This is a genomic window from Candidatus Zixiibacteriota bacterium, from assembly GCA_022865345.1.
Lineage (GTDB): Bacteria > Zixibacteria > MSB-5A5 > MSB-5A5 > RBG-16-43-9 > RBG-16-43-9.
The window spans coordinates 1-5692 of record JALHSU010000186.1 but is presented as its reverse complement, the minus strand read 5'-3'; the positions used below and the strand labels follow the sequence as shown (position 1 = coordinate 5692).

Annotated in this window: 3 protein-coding genes; 1 reads left to right on the top strand and 2 read right to left on the bottom strand. The window is 41.3% G+C overall.

The window, feature by feature from the left end; all coding sequences use genetic code 11:
• Both MUP17_09080 and MUP17_09075 read right to left on the bottom strand, forming a co-directional pair.
• A partial coding sequence (locus tag MUP17_09080) for an endonuclease Q family protein (GenBank protein MCJ7459129.1) occupies window positions 1–624 on the bottom strand: 624 nt, incomplete at its 3' end.
• Window positions 625–851: 227 nt separating this feature from the next.
• The gene (locus MUP17_09075) at window positions 852–3464 is read right to left on the bottom strand and encodes a trypsin-like peptidase domain-containing protein (GenBank protein ID MCJ7459128.1); all 2613 of its coding nucleotides are present in this window, start codon (window positions 3462–3464) and stop codon (window positions 852–854) included.
• Between the two features lie 575 nt (window positions 3465–4039).
• On the opposite strand from MUP17_09075, the gene MUP17_09070 reads away from it, so the two are divergent.
• Window positions 4040–5692 (top strand): hypothetical protein (locus MUP17_09070; protein ID MCJ7459127.1); only part of this gene is annotated, 1653 nt, incomplete at its 3' end.

The window sequence follows — 5692 nt, the reverse complement described above, 5'->3', positions numbered from 1 at the left end:
GTTTGAGATCAAAGTAATCCTATCCAGCTTTGACAATCTCCAGTTCATCTGGGGGTCAGATGAAAGCCCGGTCTCGATGGAATAAATATACTTGGAATATTCCCCAAAACATTCCTCTATCGAGTCAAAACCTGAATTTGCCCCGAAGATGGAAAACCAGGGAGTCCAGGCATGTGCAGGAATAATCAGGCACTCCTGTGAAGTCCCTAAAATAAGTCTTGCCAAATCTTTAGCTGAGAAAGTAAATACAGGTCTGCCATCTGCTTCCAGTTTCCCTAAATTCGCTAACTTCTTGTTGATCTTATCAACCACCTCAAAGGACGGGGCAAAGATGATATTATGAATTTTCCTTAGCCTGCCACCCTGGTGAAAGATATTGTTCAACTCTGCGGTAAGGATGAATTTAACCGAGTTTTTTTTACTCCTTAGTTGAAAAAGCCCATTCCCCAGAGGCTCTAACTTCTCTTTCAATTCAGAAAGATAAGTCGGATGGGTAAAATCCCCGGTTCCCAGAAGCGAGATACCCTTTATCTCCGCCCACTTGGATAGAGACTCAACCTCCATCTCCGGAGAGGTCGCCCGGCTGTATTTGGAATGAATGTGAAAATCTGCAATAAAACGCATTTTTTTATCGAAGAAAGAGTTATTTTTGAAAAATTATACTATAGAGCTTTACTTTTGTCAATCTAAATATAATTGGATTTAGTGTTCCAAATCCTACTCTGAGTATTCGTCTGCAATTTGCTTCATCTGAAAGAGTCTCGATTGAATTTTTCGTGAAGACTTTAGACAAGTTAGCTCAAGAGAAAGCAGATGGTGCTAAAATACTTACAGGTAGAAAGACAGAGGAGTTATTTTCTGTAAGGGTTTGACTTTATTGCAGCCTTTATGATTTCTTCCAATTCTTTTATTCGAATTGGTTTAGGATGAACTTTGAAAAAAATGCCTTCAGGTACCCTGAGTTTTACAGCACTGTAATATCCTGTCAGCATAACTATTGGTATATCTGGATATTCCTCTTTAATAATCTTACTCATTGTGATGCCATCAATCTTTGGGTGGTTACAGTCAGTAATCACAAGGTCTATTAACTCGCCCTTTTCGCGAACCACCTGTAACCCATCCTCTCCATCTTTTGCAGTGAGAACCTCATACTTTCCAATGGCACGAAGACTATCTAAAATCAAGCCTAAGATTTTCTCATCATCATCAATCAAAAGAATGCGCTTTTTATCCTGCAGGTTTTGCGTCTCGGTATCCTGTAGTAATTCCTGCAACTTTTTCGAGGTGAGCTCCCATATAATGATTGTATTATCTCCACTTCCTGAAGCAAGTAGTCTTCCATCAGGACTAAAGGCAACCGACTCCACCCATTTTAAGTGTCCCTTTAGGGTTACTAATCTCTGTTGTGTTTCCACCTCCCATAATTTTATCGTATTGTCTAGGCTTGCCGAAGCGAGCAATTTTGCGTCAGGACTGAAGGCAACAGAAAATATTATAGGTGCATCCTCCTTTAACGTATTTGTCTGGCTTTTTGTCTCTAAATCCCAAAGCCTTATCAACTCATCAAAGCCCGCTGACGCAAGTAATCTACCAGTAGGATTGAAAACGACTGACCTTACCTCACCAGTATGTCCAATAAAGGTGGCTAAGCACTTTCGTTCTTCCACAGACCACAGCTTGACCCTCTTATCAACACTTCCCGAGGCTATAAGTTCACCTTGAGGACTAAAGGCAACGGATTGTACAAGTTGGGAGTGTCCTCTTAATGTCATAATCTCTTTTCTTTTAACGACATCCCATAACTTTATAGTATTGTCTGAACTCCCCGATGCAAGCAGTCTACCATCAGGACTGAAGACAACAGATTCCACCCACTTTGAATGTCCCAAAAAAGTCGCTATCTCTTCTCCAGTCTCAACATCCCATATCTTTATTGTATTGTCCCAGCTTCCCGAGGCAAGCAGTTTTCCGTCAGGACTGAAAGACACTGATGCTACTGGGTCATTATGACCATATAGTGTTGCTATATCGTGTCTAGCTTCAATGTCCCATAATATTATTGTTTTGTCTGCACTCCCCGAAGCCAGCAAGTCTCCATCGGGGCTGAATACGACAGATTCCACAAGCGACTTATGTCTATCTAATAGAGCTATCTTTTTAGCTCCATAAGGCAATGTGGGTTTGCCAAGTTCTATAGTGCCGGGATCTGGACCTCTGGCTTTGTCGAACTTCATTGAGTCGTTGGTCTCGGCGACTCCTGGTACTTCGAGTTCCGCACCACAATTAGGACATTCAACTGTGTATTCATTCATACTAGAATCTGCACGTAATTGAGTGCCACATCTCCAACAATAGAAGGGTTTGCCCGACTCAGCGGAAGAAGATTGTATGCCACCGCTTTTTATCCGCGAATCTGGAGTTTTAAGCTCTGGGTGCATCTGTTCAATGGATTTTAGTTCCGCCTTCAGCAGATCATATTCAAAATCTGCAATTTCTGGAGCGTCTTCCACATAATATTTGTGTTGATGGTAACGTATGAGCTCTCGTAATTCTTCAAGTCTTTCTTTGATAGATTCGTCCTCTTTGTGACCTATTTCATTTGACGAACTTAGTTCGATATCCAACTTCTCGTTATTAGTTTTTGTCCGTAGTTTTGGGTCGATTGGTCCATAGGAAGACCGCTGACTCAAAGAACTTGACGCTTTTTTCTTAAGAAGTCTTACGGTCCAAAGCAAGAAGGATAAAAGACGACGAAATAGCCAGTAAACCGCCAGGATCACAAAGACGACGATTAAGATGAGCCACCATCCTCCACCGAAAAATAGAGCGATCAATCCAAGGATCACAGTACCGACCCACTTTAAGAGCCACCGAAACCAGACCTTGGACTTTGGGGGATGTAGATACTCTATTTTACCAGGGCTTTGAAGAAACGATTTAATCGTACGTATGCTAATCGCAAAATTAATGTTCTGGCCTTCAGCAATAGTCGCTGCTGTTATTCCAATGACTTTTCCATTCGTGTTCAGCAAGGGACCTCCACTGCTACCCGGCGAAATTGGCGCAGTTGTCTGAATAACTTCTATCTCATTTCCATATGAGCGAACAGCACTAATCAAGCCATCTGAAACAGTTTTCTCTAGGCCAAGTGGATTGCTGATTGCAACCACTCTCTCGCCAGGCCTAATCTCATACTCAAAATCAAATTCGAGAGGAATCTCCTCAGTTGCCCTAACTTGGATCAATGCAAGGTCAAGTTTTTCATCCCGACTAAGAATAGCGACATCATCGTAATAGTTGGATTCACTGAAGACCTCTGCAGAGTACGCGTCTTTCATAACATGAGCGTTGGTAATTATAATGCCTTTGTCAGCAATAAAAAAACCACTTCCTTGTCCCTTTTCTACTCCTGTTATGTCGTAAACGACAATTACAACAACACTAGGAGCGGTTTTTTCCACAATGTCAGCGATAGAGGCACTGCTCGAAGTACGAGCCAAAAGCAGAGAGCACGAAGCTACAATCGTGATGATAATAAAGTAGGTAAGAATACCTTTCGTGGTAAGCATAAAGTTCTCTATATGTCTGTTTGGATATATATTATTTTTTTACCTCTCATTTTTCGTAATTTGTTCTCTTGAAAAAATCTGCCAGAAAAAAAGCGCCTATGGACAAGGCTGGATTTCTATAAATAGCAAGCTGAGCAAACCAGGCCCGGAGAGGTTCTTTTAGCCAGAAAATTACTATAACTAAAAGGCGAAGAATAAGAATAAACCACTTTTGCACTTTCATATCAAAAAGAGCTTAAAAGTTTTAAAAAGTATAGCAATTAATTCTTTATTTGTCAACTTAAATAGCTCATAAATAATTGACAGCAAGTATGGGGGACAGAATCCGCCTGAGGTGGATTCTGTCCCTACAAAAAAATCACCCAAAGGATCACGACCTGCCGTGGTCCTACCGCATATAATTGAATTTGACATAACCCAGTTAGAAGGTTATTTTGGCTAATAAAACAAATCCTCAGGAGGTGTTTATGAAAAAATCAGTTTGGTTCATTCTCGTGGTTTTATTACTCATTTTTATCTCCACAAATTTTGCAGGTGAAAAAGAAGACCCATTTGAAAAGGCTCTAAAAGCAGTGGGTTTGACCAAGGAGACTCTGAAATTTGATTATTACGATATGTCCAATTTCGGAGGGGATGAATTTTTGCTGCCGCTTTTCACCTTATATCACCAGAACTTTTTCAAAATCCCTTATTACACCTCGAATTTCAAAAACTATTTAGCCTCAAATTCACGCTCCTTAAGAAATCTTATCGGGTTTGCCTCTTTGAGAATAGATGAAGGGGTGAGAAGAGGTCTTGTCGGAGACCCTCTGCAGGAGAATCTGAAGAAGATTAAAGGCAAGGATGCGCTTTATGAATCCATCGACTCCCTTTTTATTAAGATGGGCAAAAAACTCTCCTCCAGCGAAGCCAAAAAGTTGAAAAAGATGACTCAAGAAGTTCCAGGGGAGATCTCCCAACAGGTGGCTCTTTTAATTTATGCCTCCTTAGATGCTTTGAAATGGAGAAATTTAGCTTTCGAGAAGGCGGAGAAAAAATTTGATATGGAGAAGCTCTTTGACCAATCCACCAGGCTTTTAAGCTCAGATGAGGACCTATCAACCCCGGAGTTTTACGATTTTCTGCACTACGTTGATTATAAATACCTTTATACCGGAGCTGAGGATTTAGCCGGGGCAGTTGACTTCGTAAAAGACAGTCTCTATAATTTTACGACAGACAAGAAATTTAATTTCTCTTACAATACCCCTCTGGGCAAGATAATAATCTCAAATGGCACAGATGATAATTATCCTGAGGCAGACTATTTCATAATCATAGACTTGAGCGGGGATGATTCCTATGAAAGCGGGGGCGCAAACCGGTCTTATTCTTATCCCATTTCGATTTTGATAGATAAATCAGGTAATGATAAATACCTTTCAACCAATAAGACCAAACCTTCCTTCGGAGCAGGTGCCTTCGGCTACGGATTCTTAGTGGATATGAAGGGGAAAGATGAATATCAGGCAGTTAATCTCTCTCAGGGGGCTGGATGTTTTGGAGTAGGAGTCTTAGTGGATTATGAAGGGGATGAGACTTATGATTCTTATACCTCTTCCCAGGGTTCTGGACAATTCGGTATTGGAATATTGTCAGATTTGGAAGGAAATGATACTTACAACACATTTCTCTGTTCTCAGGGTTTTGGATACACCAAAGGTATCGGGACTTTGATTGACTCTAAAGGAAATGATCAATATAACTCTAATGATACCCAGATAGATTTTCCGTCTGCTCAGACCAAAGAGCATAATGATTCTATGGCTCAGGGAGTAGGTTTTGGTAGAAGAGCAGATTTTGTAGATGGTCATTCCTGGGCAGGAGGTATAGGAATGCTGATAGATATGGAGGGAGATGACCGGTATTCTGCCGGGCTTTTTGCCCAGGGGTGCGCTTACTGGTATGCTCTGGGAATTTTGTGGGATGAAAAAGGGAATGATAGTTATAACGGAGTCTGGTATGTCCAGGGAAGCGGCGCGCATTTCGGCTGCGGGGTTTTGTATGATGCGGGTGGGAATGACCACTATAAGGCAAGCATGAATATGGCAATCGGAGCAGGGCACGATTTCACCTTAGGG